This is a genomic window from Flavobacterium sp. Flavsp81 (genome assembly GCF_059491325.1).
Genome location: NZ_CP168505.1, coordinates 4267891 through 4288094, shown reverse-complemented (window position 1 = coordinate 4288094; position 20204 = coordinate 4267891). Strand labels below are relative to the sequence as shown.

General features: G+C 33.2%; 23 protein-coding genes. 6 read left to right on the top strand and 17 right to left on the bottom strand.

All coding sequences use genetic code 11. The features are described 5' to 3' along the window. Positions 1–35: 35 nt before the first annotated feature. Positions 36–1115 carry a glycosyltransferase family 9 protein gene (locus ACEN92_RS18080; protein ID WP_495642360.1) on the bottom strand — a complete coding sequence of 360 codons (1080 nt, stop codon included), beginning with the start codon at positions 1113–1115 and terminating at the stop codon, positions 36–38. 236 nt (positions 1116–1351) lie between these two features. Next, positions 1352–2146, bottom strand: a complete 795-nt coding sequence (locus ACEN92_RS18075) for a DUF2797 domain-containing protein (protein ID WP_495639727.1) — start codon at positions 2144–2146, stop codon at positions 1352–1354. A gap of 246 nt (positions 2147–2392) precedes the next feature. On the opposite strand from ACEN92_RS18075, the gene ACEN92_RS18070 reads away from it, so the two are divergent. Further along, the gene (locus tag ACEN92_RS18070) at positions 2393–3901 is read left to right on the top strand and encodes a GH3 auxin-responsive promoter family protein (RefSeq protein ID WP_495639726.1); all 1509 of its coding nucleotides are present in this window, start codon (positions 2393–2395) and stop codon (positions 3899–3901) included. Between the two features lie 41 nt (positions 3902–3942). Next, positions 3943–4452, top strand: coding sequence for a hypothetical protein (locus tag ACEN92_RS18065; RefSeq protein WP_495639725.1), 510 nt, complete (start codon positions 3943–3945; stop codon positions 4450–4452). A 516-nt stretch (positions 4453–4968) separates the two neighbouring features. Here the strand turns inward: ACEN92_RS18065 and serB are convergent. The 8 genes from serB to ACEN92_RS18025 form a co-directional block, all read right to left on the bottom strand. Continuing rightward, a complete protein-coding gene (gene serB, locus ACEN92_RS18060) occupies positions 4969–6198 on the bottom strand; it encodes a phosphoserine phosphatase SerB (RefSeq protein ID WP_495639724.1) in 1230 nt (409 codons plus the stop codon). 182 nt (positions 6199–6380) lie between these two features. After that, a complete protein-coding gene (locus ACEN92_RS18055; RefSeq protein ID WP_495639723.1) occupies positions 6381–6827 on the bottom strand; it encodes a VOC family protein in 447 nt (148 codons plus the stop codon). A 57-nt stretch (positions 6828–6884) separates the two neighbouring features. Continuing rightward, on the bottom strand, positions 6885–7328 hold the full coding sequence (locus ACEN92_RS18050; protein ID WP_495639722.1) for an SRPBCC domain-containing protein: 444 nt from the start codon (positions 7326–7328) through the stop codon (positions 6885–6887). Positions 7329–7337: 9 nt separating this feature from the next. Beyond that, positions 7338–7748 (bottom strand): VOC family protein, encoded by a 411-nt coding sequence (locus tag ACEN92_RS18045; RefSeq protein ID WP_495639721.1) that lies wholly within the window; start codon positions 7746–7748, stop codon positions 7338–7340. A gap of 148 nt (positions 7749–7896) precedes the next feature. Beyond that, positions 7897–8301 (bottom strand): SRPBCC family protein, encoded by a 405-nt coding sequence (locus ACEN92_RS18040; protein ID WP_495639720.1) that lies wholly within the window; start codon positions 8299–8301, stop codon positions 7897–7899. 52 nt (positions 8302–8353) lie between these two features. Beyond that, a complete protein-coding gene (locus ACEN92_RS18035; RefSeq protein ID WP_495639719.1) occupies positions 8354–8773 on the bottom strand; it encodes a DUF1801 domain-containing protein in 420 nt (139 codons plus the stop codon). Beyond that, a complete protein-coding gene (locus ACEN92_RS18030) occupies positions 8754–9170 on the bottom strand; it encodes an SRPBCC domain-containing protein (RefSeq protein ID WP_495639718.1) in 417 nt (138 codons plus the stop codon). The genes ACEN92_RS18035 and ACEN92_RS18030 overlap by 20 nt, the downstream gene beginning before the upstream one ends. Positions 9171–9195: 25 nt before the next feature. Beyond that, positions 9196–9606 carry a VOC family protein gene (locus ACEN92_RS18025; protein ID WP_495639717.1) on the bottom strand — a complete coding sequence of 137 codons (411 nt, stop codon included), beginning with the start codon at positions 9604–9606 and terminating at the stop codon, positions 9196–9198. 140 nt (positions 9607–9746) lie between these two features. Here ACEN92_RS18025 and ACEN92_RS18020 point away from each other — a divergent pair, with 140 nt between their 5' ends. Then, on the top strand, positions 9747–10712 hold the full coding sequence (locus tag ACEN92_RS18020; protein ID WP_495639716.1) for a GlxA family transcriptional regulator: 966 nt from the start codon (positions 9747–9749) through the stop codon (positions 10710–10712). Between the two features lie 236 nt (positions 10713–10948). Here ACEN92_RS18020 and clpX read toward each other — a convergent pair whose 3' ends face one another. From clpX to ACEN92_RS17985, 7 genes are all read right to left on the bottom strand, one after another. Next, positions 10949–12181: an ATP-dependent Clp protease ATP-binding subunit ClpX gene (gene clpX, locus ACEN92_RS18015; protein ID WP_495639715.1), complete on the bottom strand. Its 1233-nt coding sequence runs from the start codon at positions 12179–12181 to the stop codon at positions 10949–10951. 78 nt (positions 12182–12259) lie between these two features. Then, positions 12260–12934: an ATP-dependent Clp endopeptidase proteolytic subunit ClpP gene (gene clpP, locus ACEN92_RS18010; RefSeq protein WP_495639714.1), complete on the bottom strand. Its 675-nt coding sequence runs from the start codon at positions 12932–12934 to the stop codon at positions 12260–12262. Positions 12935–13256: 322 nt separating this feature from the next. Beyond that, positions 13257–14582 (bottom strand): trigger factor, encoded by a 1326-nt coding sequence (locus ACEN92_RS18005; RefSeq protein WP_495639713.1) that lies wholly within the window; start codon positions 14580–14582, stop codon positions 13257–13259. A 122-nt stretch (positions 14583–14704) separates the two neighbouring features. After that, the gene (locus tag ACEN92_RS18000) at positions 14705–15046 is read right to left on the bottom strand and encodes a phage holin family protein (protein ID WP_495639712.1); all 342 of its coding nucleotides are present in this window, start codon (positions 15044–15046) and stop codon (positions 14705–14707) included. A 51-nt stretch (positions 15047–15097) separates the two neighbouring features. Beyond that, positions 15098–15862, bottom strand: coding sequence for an alpha/beta fold hydrolase (locus tag ACEN92_RS17995; protein WP_495639711.1), 765 nt, complete (start codon positions 15860–15862; stop codon positions 15098–15100). Positions 15863–15882: 20 nt separating this feature from the next. Further along, positions 15883–16869 carry a PDDEXK nuclease domain-containing protein gene (locus ACEN92_RS17990; RefSeq protein WP_495639710.1) on the bottom strand — a complete coding sequence of 329 codons (987 nt, stop codon included), beginning with the start codon at positions 16867–16869 and terminating at the stop codon, positions 15883–15885. A 25-nt stretch (positions 16870–16894) separates the two neighbouring features. Then, the gene (locus tag ACEN92_RS17985) at positions 16895–17608 is read right to left on the bottom strand and encodes a pyridoxine 5'-phosphate synthase (RefSeq protein WP_495639709.1); all 714 of its coding nucleotides are present in this window, start codon (positions 17606–17608) and stop codon (positions 16895–16897) included. Positions 17609–17724: 116 nt separating this feature from the next. Between ACEN92_RS17985 and ACEN92_RS17980 the strand changes: the two genes are divergently transcribed. From ACEN92_RS17980 to porG, 3 genes are all read left to right on the top strand, one after another. After that, complete coding sequence (locus ACEN92_RS17980) at positions 17725–18384, top strand: CBS domain-containing protein (protein ID WP_495639708.1); 660 nt, start codon at positions 17725–17727, stop codon at positions 18382–18384. A 71-nt stretch (positions 18385–18455) separates the two neighbouring features. Then, positions 18456–19343 carry an NAD kinase gene (locus ACEN92_RS17975; protein ID WP_495639707.1) on the top strand — a complete coding sequence of 296 codons (888 nt, stop codon included), beginning with the start codon at positions 18456–18458 and terminating at the stop codon, positions 19341–19343. Between the two features lie 173 nt (positions 19344–19516). Next, positions 19517–20203 carry a type IX secretion system protein PorG gene (gene porG / locus ACEN92_RS17970; protein ID WP_495639706.1) on the top strand — a complete coding sequence of 229 codons (687 nt, stop codon included), beginning with the start codon at positions 19517–19519 and terminating at the stop codon, positions 20201–20203. Position 20204 lies beyond the last annotated feature (1 nt).

Genomic DNA, 20204 nt, shown 5'->3' with positions numbered 1-20204 from the left:
GTCAGTCTATTACAGACTGACCTTTTTTTTAATCTCTAAATTGCTTTGAAATATATCTCTGATTTGTCATGATCAAGAATTGTATGGATAGCTCTTAAATACTCTTTTTCAGAACATGTATTTACATCCATTCCAATACTGTTATTGTCATACGGCTCATATTTTTTCTGATTTGAAACCGAAAACAATCCTATAGTCGGGGTTTGTACAGCACTTGCCAAATGCATAATTCCGCTGTCTGCTCCAATAAATAAATCGGCATTGGCAATTACTGCTCCAATCTCACGAACATTCTTACTGTAAAATGCGGGTGCTTTAAAACCGATTTGAGAAACATTTTCGATGGGTAAAATCTCAACAATATTGTAATTTTCATATTCAGATTTAAGACTGGCATAAAAATCTTCCCACCACGATTCAGGCAAACATTTTGTTCCTGTTGCATAAGTAAACACACAAATTGTTTTTTTAGAATTGTTCACTAAATTTTTTAATGTTTTTTTTCCTTCAGCAATTTCAAGAGAAGTCAGTTTAAGATCTAAAGGAGCAATTCTGCTATACCTTTTCTCCAAACCTAATTTAGTTATATAATCCCTAAAATGATAAATAGGATATTTGGCAATGTGAGCATAATCACCATAATATAAATTAGCCGAAAAAGGCAAATCACCAAAAAATTTATGTTTCGAATTAGAAAACTTTGTTGCCAGTCGTCCTGAAGATGAACCCTGATCTACATTGATGGCGATATCATATTTTTGCTTTTTTAATGAAAGCCAGACGCTAAAATATTTTAATAGATTTTTGAAAGGTTTTTTGGGTAGTTCAATTATTTGGGAAATGTGTTCATAATTTTCATAAATGACAGGGGCCAAAGTTCCTTTCACAAATAAATCAATTTTACAATTTGGAAACGTTTGTTCAATCTCCTGAACAAAGGGCGTAATTAGTAAAAGATTTCCTAATCTAGCATTTGGTCTGCAAATTAAAACTCTTTTGACTTCGTTTTTATTAACCAAAATAATTCCCTGCTCCGAATTCTGTTTTCCAATATTCTTAGTAAGGCCGTGCATTAAAGCACGTCTAAAAACATTTATTTTACTTAAAATACCCATTTTATAATAATTTAGATTTGGATTATATTGTTTTAAAAGAACTTTTCTTGTGCACATACAAAACTAAATTCTATATTCTTCCAAAATTAAAACCTTCCAATAAGTAATCATTATAAAATTGTAACCAAACGTTTCAGGTTTCACATACCAAGCATTTCAATATCAAATATTTAAAAACAAAAAATGCTTTGTAAATCACAAAGCATTTGGTTATTACAAAATTTAAAATGGAATACTCAGACAGCGATAGTTACGGCATAACCTTCCGAGCCTCTGATGTTAAAAACTGTTCCGTCTTCAAAAATTAAATATTGTCCCTTTACCCCGATTAATTTTCCTCGAAACGAAGTGGTTTTGTCTAAATTCAAACTTGTGACTTTACCAGGATAATATAAAACGGGATAATTAAGCTCGTATAAATCATTTTTCTGACTATAAAAATATTCCCGAACTTCATTGGGAATCAAGTTTTCTACTTTCGCTTTTTCAGCAATCAAATCAAAAATTGCTGTTGTATCCTGAAGCATTTTTCTCCAATTTGTTTTATCAACATAATGATTTTTAAGAGCTACTTCTGTAATACCAGCTAAATACCGATTTGGAACCTCAACAATTGCAATAGCCTGTGTTGCACCCTGATCAATCCAACGGGTCGGGACTTGTGTTTTACGTGTTACCCCAACTTTTATTTCACTTGACAAGGCCAGGTAAACCACATGAGGCTGCAATTGCACTTTTTGTTCAAAATCTAAATCACGGTCTGCAATTCCTAAATGTGCCGTACTCAATTCCGGTCTCATAATCCAATCACCTACTGCAGGACTGGAATAAAAACAATCATAACAAAAACCCTGTCTGAATATTTTTTTCTTTTTCTGGCAGTTCAGGCATTGATAACCAACAAAATTAATCTCAATTTCCTTATTCAATAATTGATTTACATTTAGAAAACTATCCTCAAAAACCAGATAATATTGAATTGGGTTTCCGATTTCAGTTTGCATTTTTGTAAGTACGCCTTGATATGTCATTGGATTGTAGATTGCTGATTTTAAATTTTATATTTGCTCAGAATAATGAACTTTTATTGTTAAAACTCAATTTTAAAAATCGAATCTTACTATAAATAGAATTGTTTTTTGCAAAAAAACACTATTTTTGATATGAAGGACAAAGTTAATATTTGTTATCAATATTCAAATTTTAAATTTCCTGATTTTGCACTAGCCACAAAATCTAAAATCTAAAATCAGCAATCTAAAATCTAAAAATTCCCCATGCCCCTATCCATAATCAATTCATTCGCATCCTGGGTTCTCAAACAAAGAATACATCAAATTGAACTTTTTCTAAAATATCCTAATGAAGTTCAGGAAGAACTGCTGCACAACTTATTGACAGCCTCAGAAAATACAATTATTGGGAAACAATATGAATTTTCATCGATTAATTCGTATCAGACTTTTGCTGAAAGAGTTCCAATTGCCACTTATGAAGAATTACAACCCCTGATTGAAAGAACCCGCCAGGGTGAACAAAATGTGATTTGGGAAACACCTATAAAATGGTTCGCCAAATCCAGCGGAACTACCAATGCCAAAAGTAAATTTATTCCTGTAAGTAATGAAGCTCTTGAAGATTGTCATTATAAAGGAAGCAAGGATTTACTTTGTTTGTATCTGAATAATAACGAAGATTCGGAATTGTTTTTAGGAAAAAGTCTTCGTTTAGGCGGAAGCTCCCAGATTTACGAAAACAACAATACTTTTTTTGGAGATCTGTCTGCTATTTTGATTGAAAATATGCCTATTTGGGCCGAATTCAGCAGTACACCAAGCAGTAAAACCTCTTTGATGACAGAGTGGGAAAGCAAGATTGCAGCGATTATCAATGAAACAAAAAATGAAAACGTAACCAGTTTTGCGGGGGTTCCTTCCTGGATGCTGGTTTTAATGAATAAAGTTTTAGAAAATACCGGTAAAGAAACGTTATTGGATGTCTGGCCAAATCTTGAAGTTTATTTTCATGGAGGCGTCAGCTTTTCTCCTTATAAAGAGCAGTACAAAAAAATTCTGCCAAAAAAGGATTTTAAATATTACGAAATTTATAATGCCTCCGAAGGCTTTTTTGCTATTCAGGATTTAAATAATTCAAGCGATTTATTGCTGATGTTAGATTACGGAATTTTCTATGAATTTATTCCTATGGATACTTTTGGAACTCCAAACCAGAAAGTGATTCGTTTAGCCGATGTTGAACTGAATAAAAACTACGCTTTAGTCATTACTACAAATTCCGGATTATGGCGTTATTTAATTGGCGATACGATTCGTTTTACTTCATTAAATCCGTACAGAATTCGGATTACGGGAAGAACCAAACATCATATAAATGTTTTTGGTGAAGAATTAATGGTCGAAAATACCGATCAGGCAATTGCCAAAGCCTGCGAAATTACCCAAACCGAAGTGATTGATTATACTGTTGCTCCTATCTTTATGCAGGACAAAGAAAAAGGCGCTCATGAATGGATGATAGAATTCAAGAAAAAACCGGCTGATGTTGGGCTTTTCCAAAAAGTGCTTGATGAAACTTTGCAGACTTTAAACTCTGATTACGAAGCCAAACGCTACAATAACATGACTTTAAATCCTTTGGTGATTAATGTTGCCAGAGACAACTTATTTTATGATTGGTTAAAGGAAAGAGATAAACTTGGTGGTCAGCATAAGATTCCGAGGCTTTCGAACCAGAGGGATTATTTGGAACAGCTGAAGGAGATGTAGGACAAAATTATATAGTCTAAGAATTCTAAAATATCCACCTTATGAATTTAAAATTGGCTAATACATTACATCTCGACTCAAAAGAACTGAAAGGATTAATGGATTCAGATTTTATTGAAAACAACGAAATAAAGTTTTTTGGAGTCAAATTAAGTTTAAACTCTGAACCTATGATTTATAAGTTCAATTGTATTGAAAGTTTATTTCAGTTTGGACAAAACAAAGACAATCACTATTCTTATTTACAAGTCAATTCAAATGGTTTATTTGTTCTTGAAAAAGAAGATGCTGAGCAAAATCATTTTATCGGAGGAAAAAATATTTACAATGTAAACGGCGAATGGAATCAGTTTTTAAACTCTAAAATAGATGTTACTGTCCAAAAAAACAACTCTCCATTTACAATTATTCGATTTAGATATTTCCCTACAAATGAACTCTTTTTTATAAAATTAAGTTATTTATATTATTACTTAAGAAATAATTCATTTACTACTAAAAAAGAATTAGAAACATTGTTTCAATTATTAATTAATGAATCCCCATGCTAATGCGAGCGTCCCGCTCGTACCCGCAAAGAAAATAATTTGAAGTTTGATTGTACACACGAGCGGGACGCTCGCGCTAGCACAAGGCCTAGCAAAAGAAATGTTCACATTAGATTAAAATACTATTGACTTGCCACTAGCTTTAGCTAGTTGGACTAAATCAGCAAAATGTAGGCTTTAGCCAAATTTAAGTTTCCCAATAATTTTGGCTAAAAGCCTTAACCTATTTTAATTTATATTCCTCCAGCTAAAGCAAGAGGCAATTCAAAATAGAAACTTCTTATAAAACTTAAATCTCATGAGGGATAGCAGTGGAAATCCTTTTATGCCGGAGTTCGGCATAAAAGATTATTTCGTCAGTTCGCTATCGCTCGGGTGAAACGGATAGCCCAACCCGCTTTTTTCGGCGGGGCATGCCCATAAAAAACCTTAATTCAATAAATGAACTAAGGTTTATTTTTATTTGATTGCGATGACGCACTGCTGTGCACCTCTACGAAATGACAATCTATCTGTTTATTACATCATATCGATATACCTGTCGTGATATCCTAATAAATACAAAACACCATCAAGACCTAAACTTGAAATAGATGTTGAGGCACTTTCTTTTACTTTTGGTTTTGCGTGAAAAGCAATTCCTAAACCAGCTAAATTCAGCATTGGCAAATCGTTTGCACCATCACCAACGGCAATAGTTTGATTGATGTGAATACCTTCTTTTTCGGCAATTGCCTGAAGATGTTCGGCTTTCTTGAGTCCGTCAACAATATCGCCTAAATATTTACCGGTTAATTTACCGTCTTTAATCTCCAATTGATTGGCATGAACGTAATCGATACCCAATTCTTTTTGCAGGTATTCTCCAAAATAGGTAAATCCACCAGACAAAATAGCGGTTTTATATCCGTAATATTTTAAAGCTTTCATTAAACGATGAGCTCCTTTTGTAATTGGCAAATTTTCGGCCACTTTTTGTAAAACGTCTTCACTCAAACCCTCCAGCAAAGCCATTCGTTGTTTGAAACTTTCGTTAAAATCAATTTCACCGTTCATCGCAGATTCTGTAATGGCTCTTACCTGGTCGCCCACACCATTAAGTTCTGCCAATTCATCAATTACTTCTGTTTGAATTAGAGTAGAATCCATATCGAAACAAACCAAACGTCTGTTTCTTCTGTAAATATTATCTTCCTGAAAAGAAATATCAACATCCAGAGTTCTGGAGATTGCCATAAAATTAGCAGTCATTTCGATCTTATTTACAATTTCACCGGTTACGGATAATTGTATGCAGGAACGCGGATATTCTTCTTTTTCGACAACAGAAGTTCTTCCGGTTAATCTGATAATAGAATCAATATTTAAATTTTGATCTGATAATATTTTAGTGACAGCTGCCAGTTGGATTGCTGTTAATTTTTCTCCTAAAAGATTAATAATATATCGCTGTTTGGATTGTGATTTTACCCATGTTTCGTAATCTTCGATAGAAATCGGAATAAATTTAACCTTCACTTCCAATTCATAAGCTTTAAACAGCAAATCTTTTAAGACAGGTCCTGAACTTGAACCCGCTTCGATTTCGAATAAAATTCCTAAAGATAATGTATCGTGAATATCGGCCTGACCAATATCTAAAACAATGGCATCATAAGTAGCCAATACGGATGTTAAACCGGCGGTAACTCCCGGTTTGTCATGTCCTGAAACTTTTAATAAAATAATTTCTTTATCTTCTGTAGCCATTTTATCCTTATTGATTTTAAGAAGCGACAAAAATCGGTAATCTATTGTTTATAAAAAAGGATATCCTTTGTTTTTTTAAACACAAAAAGCACAATTTAATGTGCTTTTTTGAATTAATTTAACAATAATCTTCGTGTATTAAAATAATATAACTTTAAATCACTCCAAATTAAAGTTGTCTGTTATTTATTTGGTACATTTTCGTCAAAATTCACCATCCAGCTAATGCCGAATTTGTCTTTAAACATTCCGAAATAAGCTCCCCAGAAAGTTTTATCCATTGCCATAACAACGTTTCCGCCTGCTGAAAGTCCGTTAAAAATTCGATCGGCTTCTTCTTTGCTTTCGACATTGATCGATACTGAAAAATTTCCTCCAAAAGTTACATCTCCGGATTGTTCATTGCTGTCACTTCCCATTAAAACAGTATTTCCGATTGGCAGCGAAACGTGCATTATTCGATTTGCATCTTTCTCTGATATTTCGGCACAACCTCCATCTTCGCCTGCAGGCATATCTTTAAATTTTCCGATATACGGAAATTCTCCTCCAAAAACTGATTTGTAAAACAGAAATGCTTCTTCACAATTTCCGTTGAAAATTAAATACGGGTTTACTGATGTTGCCATGATATTTTATTTTTTATTGTTTGTTATTATTTTTATACTCAATTTTAAGTCTTTAGCCTATTTTCTTTCTTCTGATAATTCTTTTACTGTTTCTAACCCTTTCGGGAAAGCGTCTTTAAAATAATCGATATATTTTTCGACTACATCAACCTGAGCTACTAAGTCCGTAAACTCATCATCGGGAGTTAATCGATAAGTTTCCATTGCGCCGCTCCATTTTTTGGTTTCTTCATCAATTGGTAATTCTTTGAAATCTTTTATTTCTCCAATATGCTTAAAAGCCATATATTCATTTGGAATTTTTTTTTCGATAATACTGTTCATTCCTTCTCCGCTTGGAGACATAAAGTGTATTTTATCACCTTCATTCCAATCACTTATTGCGTAAGAACCTTCACAAAAAGCCCCTGTCCATTTTTTATAGCTTTCATCATCCCATAAAACTGACCAAACTTTTTCTGCCGGAGCTTTGATTCTAATTTTAAATTCTAATGTTTCCATATCTAATTTTTATTGAGGTAATTTACTAAAATCCATAAACAGGACATTCCAACGATGTCCGTCTAAATCAGCAAAAGCAAATCCATACATCCATCCCTGACTCTCTGCGGGCGGTGCGAAAATATTTCCGCCGGCTTCTTTTACTTTTTCAGCTAATTCATCTACTTCTGCAGCATTTTCAGTATCAATCGAAATTAAAATTTCAGAACTTGATTGCGTATCTGTCAGTTCATTTTGAGAAAAACTTTTAAATAATGATTCTTCAAAAAGCATTACTACAAAATTCCCTTCGCCTACTACCATGCAGGTAGAGCTTGGCGTATCATGTTGTTCATTAAAAGAAAAACCTATTTTCCAAAAAAAGTCTTTCGCTTTTGCCACGTCTTTTACAGGCAGATTCAACCATATTTGTTTTGTCATGTAATTATTTTTATGTTAAACCATATAAGTTATGTAAGATAATTTAAGCCTGCTTTATAATGCTAAGTTTATTTGCTCCCAAAGGCGCAGAGTCGCAAAGAAGCTAAATAAAGATAAACTTTGCGACTTCGCACCTTTGCGAGATTAATTAATTATTCTCCACATAACTTTTAAAATTATCCAAAATTGCATGCCAGCCTCCACGCTGCATTTCTTCTGAATTTTGTGTTTCAGGATCGAAACTTTCTATTATCTCTACTCCGTCCGGAGTTTTATTAAAGCTAATTTCAACTTTTCTTCCATCTGCCATTACATATTCAATGGCCTCGTGTTGTTTCACCAAAGTATATTCGCCTTCAAAATCAAAGCTCATACTGCCATCTTTTGCTGCCATCGTCGATTTGAATTTTCCTCCTTCTTTCAAATCATTCTCAGCATGCGGTGTGTGCCAGTCCGATGAAGCAAAACTCCAATTTTTAATATGTTCCGGTAAGGTCCAGAAGTCCCAAACTTTGTCTATTGATGCATTAATCGTTGTTTGTACTGTTATCATTTTAGTTCAGTTTAAAATATATTAACTTACATTTATTTTCTTTAAAGTGCTTTTAACCCGGTTCGACAGAACTTTTCGTTGCGTTTATCCATTCGTTTATAATATTTTTCAATTCAACTTTTCCATTTTCAATGTCTTGCTTATTTTTAAAAGTTATGATTGCTCTGTCATTCTCTTTCCAAACTAACATTTTACTATTATTTGCTATCAATTTATCTTTTGGCTGTTCCTGCTTTTTTGCTCCTCTATGAAAAATTAGCTGAATTTGTGTAGTTATTGGCTGAATCCTCATTGTAATTCTGTCTTCGTTCTCAAAACAATAATTAGGCGCATTCCATTTTATATTTTCAGTCAAATTTTTATTTGATGATAAAATACACTCTCTTAATTCTTCTATCTCTTTTCTAAACGGATGGTTTTGCCCGTCCAGAAAGTCAGTCACTTTGCTGTTTTTAATGGCTTGTGTTGTCATTTGCTTCAACATACTTTTTAAAATTATCAATAACTGCCTGGCACCATTCTTTCTGCATGCTCTCAGAATCCTCTTTTTGAGGCTCGAATGTTTCTGTAATTTTCACTTTGTCATCAATAATTTCAAAACGGACACTTGCTGTTCTGTTATCATAAAGTCGATATTCTATCAATGAAAATTTTTCAACTTTAGTATATATGCCTTCAAAGTCAAATCCATCTCCATTTTTTGCAGCCATTACAAATTTGAATTTACCGCCAACTTTCAAATCATTCTCGGCATATGGATTATGCCAGTCTGATGAAGGAATATTCCATTTCTGAATATGTTCTGGTTTAGTCCAGATTTCCCAAATCTTATCAATTGGAGCATTCACTGTATTTTGAACGGTTATCATACTTTTAATTATATAATTACAAAAACTAACCCATCTGTGGAATCTGACTTTCATCCATAAAGAAAACTTCCCAATGATGTCCGTCAATATCCAGAAAAACACGCTGATACATCCAGCCGTAATCTTGTCTTTTCATATATTCGGATCCTCCGGCTTTAACAACCTTTTCCATCATTTCATCTACTTCTTCACGCGTTTCAACAGATACCGCAATAAGAACTTCACTCGTGGTATCAGTATTACAAATTTGCTTATTAGTAAATGTTCTATAAAACTCTTCTACTAAAAGCATTGCATTTATATTTTCTCCAATAATCAAACAGGTTGCTTTATCATCAGTAAATTTTGGATTAAATGAAAAGCCCAATTGGGTAAAAAATGCAATTGACCGATTTAAATCTTTTACAGGAAGATTCAGGAAAATTTTTGTTTTCATATTTATAAAATTACAAATTATTTGAAAAACAAATGTAAAATATTACAAAACGCTTTAGGCTACTTTAAAAGTCAACTTTAGGGTCATTTGAGACAAAATTTATATTTTTGTAAAATGATATCTCCCAAAAAAGAAAAACCATGAGCAGGAAAACAGGTTTAATTGTACCGCATGACTACAAATTATTGAGTATCGCAGCGATTTTAGAAGTTTTTGAAACAACCAATAAATTACATAAAGGAACAGAAAAACCTTTTGATATTATGATTTTTCAATCTTCAGAACAGATTGATCAGAAGCATTTGTTTGGATATGAAGTGAAATCAATAGAAACTTCTAATGAAGATTTGGAGTTGATTTTGATTCCGGCTTTTACTACAGATAATATGAGTGAAATGATTGCGAAGAACAAAAATTTTATTCCGTGGTTACAAAAACAGCACCAGTCAGGAGCTGAATTGGCAAGTTTTTGTACAGGTGCTTTTTTGTTTGCTGCTTCAGGTTTACTGAACGAAAAACTCGCCACAACACATGTCGATGCCTGCAGTGCTTTTACAAAAGCTTTTCCGTTAGTTAAACTAAAATCTGAAGAAACCTTAACCGCCGACGGGAGTTTGTATACCAGTGGCGGCTCAACCTCAACTTTTCATTTATTGATTCTTTTGGTTCAGAAATATTGCGGAAATGAAATTGCCGTTCAGATTGCCAAAATCTTCTCAATCGATTTAAACCGATACAAACAAAGTTATTTCAGTACTTTCAGACCGAATCATTTACACAATGATACCTTAGTTGCGAGATTACAGCAAAAAATTGAAAACGAATACAGTACAATTGAAACTTTAGAAGAAATCACAAAAGATATTCCGACAAGCACCCGAAATATGACGCGTCGTTTTAAACAAGTTACAGGAATTCCTCCTATCGAATATTTACAAAACATCAGGGTTGAGAGTTCTAAAAAGTATCTGGAACAAACGCAGCTTTCGATTTCGGAAATTATCGAAAAAACAGGTTATAATGATCCGAAAGCATTTAGAAAAGTATTTTATAAAATGGTTGGAATGAAACCTATTGAATATCGGGAGAAGTTTAGGGTTCAGTAATTTTTTTTCAGGAGCAGAAGTTTCGTTTTCAAAATCACCTTTACTCCTGCTCTTCACTAATATCTATTGTTTTGAACCCCAAAACAATAGGATGTCGTTTCGGTCAGGGCTAAAAAAGATGTTTAGTTTTCACAATCACGAAAAAGCCGGAAATCATCATCAGTTTCAAAAAGATATAAAAAAAACCTGCTCAATAAATGAACAGGTTTTAAGAATTATAGAAAATCAATTACTCCTTACGAAGCAATTTCCATTCTTTTCAATAAGTTTTTATTCAAAGTATGTTTGGCGTAATCTCTGTCAATTGTCAGTACTTTATCGTCAGAACTTGGCAATTCATACATCGCATCGGTTAAAATTGCTTCGCATAACGAACGCAATCCACGAGCACCTAATTTGTATTCTAAAGCTTTGTCAACAATAAAATCCAAAGCTTCGTCAGTAATACTGAATTCCACTTCATCCATCAAAAACAACTTTTGATATTGTTTGATTAAGGCGTTTTTTGGTTGTGTTAAAATCGCACGTAATGTTTCTCTATCCAGAGGATCCATATGTGTTAAAACTGGCAGACGACCAATAATCTCCGGAATCAATCCGAAATCTTTGATATCTTTTGGAATAATATATTGAAGTAAATTGTCTTTATCGATATTATCTACATTTTTAGAAGTAGAATAACCAACTGCCTGGCGGTTCAAACGTTTCGAAATAATACGTTCTATTCCATCAAAAGCGCCACCGGCAATAAATAAGATATTTTGTGTGTTTACCTCAACAAATTTCTGGTCCGGATGTTTACGGCCTCCTTTTGGTGGTACGTTTACAACAGTTCCTTCCAGTAATTTCAATAAAGCTTGCTGCACACCTTCACCGGAAACGTCACGTGTTATGGATGGATTATCACTCTTACGGGCAATTTTATCAATTTCATCAATAAAAACGATTCCTCTTTCCGCTTTGGTTACATCATAATCAGCAGCTTGCAGTAAACGTGTCAAAATACTTTCGACGTCTTCACCAACATAACCAGCTTCTGTAAGTACCGTTGCATCAACAATAGCCAAAGGAACGTCTAACATCTTAGCAATAGTTTTTGCTACTAATGTTTTTCCTGTTCCGGTTTGACCAACCATAATGATATTGCTTTTTTCAATCTCAACTTCGTCGTCTAACTGCTGTTGCATTAAACGTTTGTAGTGATTATAAACCGCAACCGACATTACTTTTTTTGTCTGATCCTGACCAATAACATATTGATCCAGGAAAGCTCTGATTTCTTTTGGTTTCTTTAAAATTAAGTCCCCAACCAGTTTTGCACTTCCGCTTGATTTTAATTCTTCTAAAACAATTCCGTGTGCCTGTTCAATACACTTATCACAAATATGTGCGTTGATACCTGCAATCAATAAATTGGTTTCTGGCTTTTTTCTTCCACAAAACGAACATTCTAATACTACTTTTGCCATTTTCTATGTTTCAAGTTTAAAATGTTTCAGGTTTCAAGTTAACGATTGCAACCTGAAACCTGAACTTTAAACTAATTTTTAACCTCTTCTTAATACTTCATCAATCATTCCGTATTCTTTCGCTTCGTCAGCTTTCATCCAGTAATCACGCTCACTGTCTTTGTGTACTCTTTCAAAAGTTTGTCCTGAATGTTGAGATATAATATTGTATAACTCATCTTTCAGTTTCAACATTTCCCGTAAGTTGATTTCCATATCTGTAGCAACTCCTTGTGCTCCTCCGGATGGCTGGTGAATCATTACTCTTGAATGTGGCAAAGCCGAACGTTTTCCTGCTGCTCCTGCACATAATAAAACCGCTCCCATAGAAGCTGCCATACCTGTACAAATTGTTGCTACGTCTGGTTTGATGTATTGCATGGTGTCATAAATTCCTAATCCTGCGTAAACGCTTCCTCCAGGAGAATTTAGATAAATTTGAATATCTTTTGAGGCATCAGCACTTTCTAAAAATAATAATTGTGCCTGAACGATATTTGCGATCTGATCGTCGATACCTGTTCCTAAAAAGATAATCCTGTCCATCATTAATCTTGAAAACACATCTAATTGAGAAATATTCAATTGACGTTCTTCGATAATATATGGTGTCATATTAGTTGGGTTCATTGCAGCTATGATTTTGTCATAGTACATTGCGTTTACTCCCTGGTGCTTTGTAGCAAATTTTTTGAATTCTTTACCGTAGTTCATATTTTTAGTTTAAAAGTTTGAAAGTCTAAAGTCCGAAAGTGACTTTAAACGGATTAAACAAAGTTCATACCTTTTTATAAATGATGTCAATTTGTCTTCTTTTATATTTGATAAGTTTTAAGTTTTGAGATTTATGAAATAAAAACTTAAAAAACGGAAGCTTAAAACTTAAAAAAAGAGCGTCAAAAATTATCTTTTTGACGCTCAAATATAACTATTTTTTATCTTTCAGTATCTGTAATAAAATCTTAAAATTTGAAATAAATTAATAAATCTCTACTCCACAACTTTCGACTTTACAACTTTTAACTTTCTACTGAATTTATTCTCCGTAAGACGCAGCAATAAATTCTTCGTAAGTTACTTCTTTGGTTGTTGGATTTGCTTTTTCTTTAAACACTTCCAATAATTTTTCTGCAACAACCTGCTCAGAAAGTCTTTTCACTTCTTCCTGGTTAGATAAAACTCTTGCTACAATTCCCTGAACTTCTTCGTCAGTTGGATTTGTTTGTCCAAATTGAGCCATTTGTTGTTTGATTGATCTTGTTGTAAAAGCTTTCAGATCTTCAAAAGTAATTTGGATATTGCTTTGAGCCATTGCTTTTCCTTCGATTAATTGAAAACGCAATCCTTTTTCAGATCTTGCATATTCAACTTCAGCTTCTTCTGCAGAAAGTTGTTTTTCTCCAACAGTTTGTAACCATTTTTTAAGAAACTCAGCCGGTAAATCAAATTTTGTATTTTCGATCAGGAAATCCTGAACATCCAATAATAATTTTTGATCTGCCTGTTGTGCGAATTGTGCTTCAGCATCTTCTTTAATTTTAGCTTTCAAATCTTCTAAAGAAGCTACTTTTCCTTCACCAAAAAGTTTATCAAACAATTCCTGATTTAATTCTGCCGGTTCAGAAACATTTATTGCTTCAACTGTAAAAGTTACATCAACTGCCAAATCATGAACATTATCGTGACCCACTTTTAAGTAATCCATCAATTGGTGATCGTCTTCAAATAAACCTTTTGTGTTTACAGTAACTACATCACCAACTTCTTTACCTACAAATAAATCAGCTGTTTTTTTATCTTTGAAAACTGACAATGAAAAAGTTGTTTTATTTTCAATTCCGTTTTCTTCATTTAGGAAAGTTCCTGTAATATCAGAATCAGCGGTAATTTTTTCAACAGGATTTGCTTTTCCGAATTGTTTTTGGATACGCTCTACTTGTCCGTCGATTAATTTATCATCTGCAGTAACGATATATTTTACGATATTATTTTTTGCTTCCAAATCAATTTCAAAGTTAGGAACCAAACCAATTTCGTATTCAAAAGTTAATTCTTCTGCATCCCAATCGAAGTTTTCATTTACTTTAGGAAGAGGAGTTCCTAAAAGATTTAGTCTCTCAGACTGCACAAAACGCTCTAAAGCCAAATCAACTACTTTCTTTACTTCTTCCTGCTTAATTGCTTTTCCGTATTGTTTTTCAACAAGGTCTTTAGGAACTTGTCCTTTTCTAAAACCTTTAACGGTAGCCAAAGGCATTTTTTCGTTTATTCTTTTTGCTACCTGACCTTTATAATCCATGTGAACAACTGTCATTACAATTGTTTCATTCACAGCGTCTTTTGCTACTCTTTTAATATCCATCTTCTTCTTTAATTTACATAATAAAATTGGGTTGCAAAATTATAAAATTTTTGCAACCCAACCAAGTTTTTAATTTATTGTATTTGAAGACGTTTAAAACGCTCCTTGATATTTTTTAATCATTAGTCTTCCCCAATAATTTTATTGGCAATTGATTGAAGAACCGACAAGATAATACTGAACAATAAAGCCGTCAAAAATGAATCGACATAAAATCCTCCGACAATTTTGGTGCAAAGCAGAATTATCACTGCATTAATAACCAATAAAAACAATCCAAGGGTAACGATAGTTACCGGAAAAGTCAGGACTACTAATATCGGTTTAATAAAAACATTCAACAATCCTAAAACCACCGCAACAATTATGGCTGTTGTAAAACTAACAACATGTATACCCGGCATAAAATGACCAATTAACAAAACCAAAGCAGCAGTAACAAGAAGTCTAATCAATAATTTCATATTCTCTTTTTTAAAATTTTAATAAATGTAATAAAATTTTTGTGAAACCAATTACTCTTTTAAAAATGCAGTAGTCAATTCGAAGAATATCTTTGGGTTTTCGGCATGAAGCCAATGTCCCGCATTTGGAATCGTTTCGAATTTAACGTTTGGAAAATGTTTGCGAATAGCATCAAAATCCGAATCTAAAATATAACCTGATTCTCCTCCTCTGATAAATAATGTTGGCTTTTCGAAAACCAAATCATCTGCCAAAGCTTTTCCGATGGCCTCTAAATTATTATTGAAAACTGCCAGATTAAATCGAAAAGCCAATTGTCCGGGTTCCTTCCAATATAGATTTTTTAGTAAAAACTGACGTGTCCCAAAATCCGGAACATATTGCGACAAAATAGCTTCAACATCATTTCGGCTTGGTTTTACAGAGAAATCAACTGCATTTAACCCTGCCAAAATATCCTGGTGATGCTGTTTGTAAAATTTCGGACCAATATCTGCCACAATTAATTTATCTACTATTTCAGGATATGTCGTTGCAAAAAGCATTGCTACTTTTCCGCCCATCGAATGACCTAAAATATCTATCTTATTTAATTGATTTCCCTGACAATATTCGAATACGTCCTGCACCATAGCTTCGTAACTCCATTCATCTGAATGAAAACTGCGGCCGTGATTTCGCAAGTCCAAAATATGAACCTGAAAACCTGCATCGACATACTGTCCGGCAAGTGTTTTCCAGTTGTCTGACATTCCAAGAAAACCATGCATAATAACGAGAGGTTTTCCTTCGCCTTCTATTTTTGAGTATAACATTATTTCTTATTTAAAAATAATTAATTTTCTTTATCTAATTCGAATCTCTGAATATCGCTTTCAATTAAAGCCTTCAGATCTTCCTCTTTTGGCATGTACAACAAATATTGACTAGCAAAAACACTTTTTTTATCTGCCAAAACAGAATATTTTACAATTGTTTCGTCTTTTTCTGAACAAAGCAATATTCCAATTGTAGACTGATCAGATTCACCTTTCTTCAAATCATCATACATACGCACGTACATATCGATTTGACCAATATCTTGATGAGACAATGAACCTGTTTTGAGATCAATAATTACAAAGCATTTAAGAATGTAGTTGTAAAAAACTAAGTCAATATAAAAATCTGAAGTATCAGTTACAATATGCTGTTGCCTTGCAACAAAAGCAAAACCTTTACCAAATTCCAACAAAAATTGTTGCAAATGATTTATTATTGAGTTTTCTATATTTCGTTCAGAATTTTTAATATCTGATGGCAATCCTAAAAACTCAAAAATATAGGGGTCTTTAATTAAATTTTGAATTGTTTCAGGATGTGTTTCTTTAGTTTTATGTTCTAAAACACGTTCAAAAGCCAGAGAATTTATCTGTCTTTGCAAAGTTCTGCTGCTCCAATTATTTTGAATACTTTCATTCAGATAATATTGGCTTTTTTCTTCAGAATTTAATCTGGACAATAATCGATAATGTGTCCAGCTCAATTCAGTACGCAATGCGTTCCAAATTGGAAAAGCCTTATAAAAAGCACGCATGTTATTTAAATTCCGTTCATCAAATCCTTTCCCAAATTCAAGAGTAAGCTGATTTGCAAGATTCCTTAAAACAGATTTTCCATAGTCTGCACGCTCTTTGCCTTGCTGGTCATCTTCAACAATTAACTTTCCTATTTGCCAATAGGTTTCAAGTAACGCAGAATTTGCAATCCTAAAAACACGCTGACGAGATTGTAGAATAATTTCTTTTATTTCAGAAAACAATAGAGCTTGATTTATAACCATTTCAAAACTATTTTAGTTTAAAACCTTACTTCAACTTATTTAAATACATATTAACCACATTATCCAAACCAAGATAAAGAGCTTCTGCAATCAAAGCATGACCAATAGAAACCTCTAATAATCCCGGAATGTTTTGTTTGAAAAACTGAATATTATCCAGACTTAAATCATGACCGGCATTAATTCCTAAACCTAATTCATTTGCTAATTCTGCCGATTTAATATACGGATCAATCCTCTTTTTATTTCCTAAAGCGTATTCATGAGCAAAAGCTTCCGTGTACAATTCAATTCTGTCAGTTCCGGTTTTTTTCGCACCTTCAATCATTTCTAAAACTGGATCAACAAAAATCGACGTTCTGATTCCGTTACGTTGAAACTCCTGAATAACTTCGCTTAGATAAGATTGGTTTTTTATTGTATCCCAACCGGCAGAGGATGTAATAGCTCCAATTGCATCCGGAACCAGCGTTACCTGCGTAGGTTTACATTCTAAGACCAAATCAATAAAATTATGCTGAGGGTTACCTTCAATGTTATATTCTGTATGTACGATTGCCTTTAAATCACGGGCATCCTGATAACGAATATGGCGCTCGTCCGGACGCGGGTGAATCGTGATTCCCTGCCCTCCAAAATTCTGAATATCAGCGGCAACTCTTAATAAATCAGGAACATTTCCGCCACGGGCATTTCGCAGAGTAGCAATTTTATTGATATTAACACTTAACTTTGTCATATAAATAGATTATTAATTCTAGTAACATTATATTTGTAACGACAAAAATACAAAGTAAAACGTAGCGTTTTTTGCTATTTTTTGATTATTTTGCATCAAATATCTTCAAACAACTTATGACAGAAATTACCAACTATATCACCAACGATTTTAGAGCAATCGACAGTCAGGAAACGATAGCAACAGTTCAGGACTTTTTTGCTGATTTAAGTTTTTCCCATTTCCCGGTTTTAGAAAACGGAATTTTCATTGGAAGCATTGCTTCTGATGATGTTGAAACTTTTGATACTGATAAGAAAATCATTGACTACAAATATACTTTAGAGCGTTTCTTTGCCAGAAAATCGATGATCTGGCTGGATGTTTTAGAAGTTTTTGCAAAAAACCACACCAATACAGTGCCGGTTATTGACGAAAATAATATCTATGTAGGTTATTATGAAATGGAAGACATCATGAAATTTTTTCAGGAAACTCCATTTTTAAAAGAACCCGGAGGAATTATTATTGTCCAAAAAGGCCTTCTGGATTATTCAATGAGTGAAGTGGCGCAGATTGTAGAAAGCAACAATGGAAAGGTATTAGGCAGTTTTGTTTCGGAAGCGAATTTGGAAAATGTTCAGATTACTATAAAAATTGGATTGGGTGCCATCAATGAAATTATCCAGACTTTCAGAAGATACAATTACGAAATTATCTCAGAGCATCAGGAAGACACCTATATCAACAGCCTGAAAGAACGCTCTGATTATTTAGACAAATACCTTAATATATAATTATAATAGGTCAATTAGATAATTTTCACATTGGCACATTATCAAATTTTCTCATTATCTAATTCAAAAAAATGAAAGTAGCCATTTACGGACAATATTATCAAAATAGTACAGAACCTATTATTAAAGATATTTTTGCGTTTTTTAATAACAATAAAGTAGAAATGGTCATTGAGGAGAACTTTCTAAAAATGCTTAATGAGAAACAATTAATTACAAAAGAATATAAAACTTTCTCTGCAAAAACAGAACTCGACGATAGTTTTGAAATGTTGATCAGTATCGGGGGTGACGGAACTATTTTAAGAGCTGCCACTTTAGTTCGTAATTCCGGCGTGCCTATTTTAGGGATTAATGCCGGAAGATTAGGTTTTCTGGCAACTGTTCCGAAAGAAAGTATTGATGGGTTTTTACAGTTTGTTATTGATAAAAATTACACCATCTCCGAAAGAACTTTGTTAAGTCTTACCTGTGATCCGAAAAATGATGCCATCGAAGATGATTTAAATTTTGCAATGAACGAAGTTACTGTTAGCCGAAAAGACACCACTTCGATGATTACCGTTGAGACTTATTTAAATAATGAATATCTGAACTCCTATTGGGCAGACGGACTTATTTTATCAACACCCACAGGCTCAACAGGATACTCTATGAGCTGTGGCGGACCAATATTAACTCCTGATGTAAAAAGTCTTGTAATTACCCCTATTGCACCTCATAATTTAAATGCAAGACCACTGGTTATACCTGATGACACCGAAATCAAACTTCGTGTTTCGGGAAGAGAGGATCAATATTTAGTATCATTAGATTCGAGAATTGCATCGATTAAAAACGAATCGGTTTTAACCATCAAAAAAACAAATTTTAAAATTAAAATGGTTGAAATTCCAGGCGAAACTTTCTTAAAAACCCTCAGGAAAAAATTGCTTTGGGGAGAGGATAAAAGAAATTAAACGTTTTTCTAAATTCCAGCTATACGATATCACTACTTTTTTCCGTTCTTCGTGTATCGAATCTTCAGTAAATGTCTCAAAATAATATTGTAAATTTAAAAAAAGACACATTTAGCTAAAGGAACGTTGATTCGTATTGATAATTATTATATTTGCACGCAATTTTGAATTAAATGAAGAAAATTTTTAATTTATTGTTATGTTTTTTCCCCTTTATTACACTGAATGCTCAAATAAATGAGATTGGTGTTTTTCTTGGCGGAAGTAACTTTGTTGGAGATGTCGGAAGCACTACTTATGTGGCCCCTGAAAAACCGGCTTTTGGAATTTTGTATAAATGGAATAAGAGTCCGCGTCACGCATATCGCTTTTCATACACCCAATCTACCATTGCAGGAAATGATTTAGAGTCAAAAGAAGGAGGAAGAAACAAAAGAGGTTTTAGCTTTAAGAACAACATAAAAGAGCTTTCTGCCGGATTAGAATTTAATTTCTTCGACTTTAATCTACATGACTTAGACACAAAAATTACACCTTATATATTTTCAGGTCTAAGCTATTTTAGATATGATAAACTATATATTGCAAACGGATTAACAAAAAAAGATATCGGATCAAGTTCTTCATTTGCTATACCTATTATATTAGGACTAAAATCAAATATAAGCCGCCGTTTTGTTTTGGCAGCAGAAATTGGGGCCCGTTATACTTTTACAGATAATATAGACGGAAGTTTTCCTGAAGATGATTCGCTAACAAATAATCGCTTCGGAAATTTAAACAATAAAGACTGGTATGTTTTTACAGGAGCTACATTAACTTATACCTTTGGACAAAAACCTTGCTATTGTGCAGAATAAA